The sequence below is a fragment of the Paenarthrobacter sp. NPDC057981 genome (assembly GCF_042886835.1).
Classification (GTDB): domain Bacteria; phylum Actinomycetota; class Actinomycetes; order Actinomycetales; family Micrococcaceae; genus Arthrobacter.
Map to the genome: position 1 here is coordinate 1 of NZ_JBHVQI010000052.1, position 1,565 is coordinate 1,565.

Sequence of the window (1,565 nt, forward strand, 5' to 3'; positions counted from 1 at the left end):
CCTTATGATGAAAGGTGTCTACTACGACAACCACAACATCATAAGGAAGGTGCTCTTATTATGAAGTTTAAACAATCAGTTAAACAAAATCAACGAATTGAACGTATAACCAGCCATCATCTCATCATTGGCATCGACATTGCAAAATTTAAACATGTCGCACGTGCCACAGACTATCGTGGCATTGAACGAGGTTCCTACCTTGTGTTCTCTAACGATCTCGAAGGATATGAAAAGTTATATCAGTGGATGCAAGCTCTAATGCTCCAGTTTAACAAGACCAATGTCATCTTCGGCGTTGAACCAACCGGTCACTACTGGTTCAACCTAGCGTTCTGGCTTAAAGAGAAGCTGCTCGAACTCGTTCTCGTTAACCCGTTTCAAGTGAAGCGTAACAAAGAAAACCGGGACAACTCTCCAACAAAAAACGATGTCAAAGATGCCCTGGTCATTGCCGACATGGTGAAGAATGGATACTATTCTGAAACTCATATTCACGCCGAGCCGTATCGGGCGCTTAGGCAGCTTGTGGGCACCAGAGACTTTGTGACCAAGCAAGTCTCCAGTGTCGTCAACCAGATGTATCGGTGGACTGACATGTACTTCCCTGAGTTTCAACAGGTATTTAAGGACATCACCTCGAAGACGGCACTCGCAACGTTGGCCGAATTTGCGCATCCATCCGATCTTCGCCACTTAACGGTTGAAGACGTTATCGCAGGGTGGAGAAAACGACTGAAGCGCGCAGGCAGCCGTAAGGTATCCGCTGCCCTCATCCATGCCGCGCAACGGACAGCTGCCATTCCGAATTGTGTAGAGGAAGCCAAACTTAGTATATCGTTACTGCTGCAACAACTGCAGATGTATAACGACCAATTGAATCAACTGGAAGAAAAGATGAGTCAACTCCTTCGAAGCATTCCCACAGCAAAGCTCCTTCGTACCATTAAAGGTATGAATGATATTACGCTGGCCACGTTATACAGTGAAGCGGGTGATTTGGGCGGCTTTACTCATGGTAACCAAGTCCTTCGGTTAGCTGGCTTACATCTGTCTGAAAACAGCTCAGGTACCTACAAGGGCGAAGTGAAAATCACGAAGCGAGGGCGACCTGGACTGCGAAAACTTCTTTTCATGACGGTCTTTCATATGGTTTCCATTAATCCAGAATTTCGGGCGCTGCATCAGTACAACAAACAAGTGAAGAACATGAAAGGTATGAAGTCGATCATGAAGCTGTGCGGGAAGCTTGCTCGCATGCTTGTAGCTATGGCGAAGAAACATTCCGTTTACGACATCAACAAAGTAACGGTCGCCGCTTAATAACCGACCACTTGCCTACTGGCTCATTCGCAGGATTCACAAGAAGCATGAAGAACCGATACGCTCGCCTAAAGGGCTCAGACCCGTGGACAAAGCAGTAACGGACTCCATCTCCTTGATAGGTGTAACGAAGGAATGAAAGGGCATAGACCCGTTGAGACATGGGAGGGCAAACCTCAAGGACGAAGATGGAGCATGCGAATAAAGGAAAACTATGGGAATTTCGCACTTCCCCTTATTTC

1 protein-coding gene is annotated in these 1,565 nt (G+C 46.6%); it reads left to right on the forward strand.

What is annotated here, in order from left to right:
• On the forward strand, positions 1 to 1,323 hold a 1,323-nt coding region (locus tag ACFVSI_RS22055; protein WP_387828611.1), incomplete at its 5' end, for an IS110 family transposase.
• Between the last annotated feature and the right edge of the window lie 242 nt (positions 1,324 to 1,565).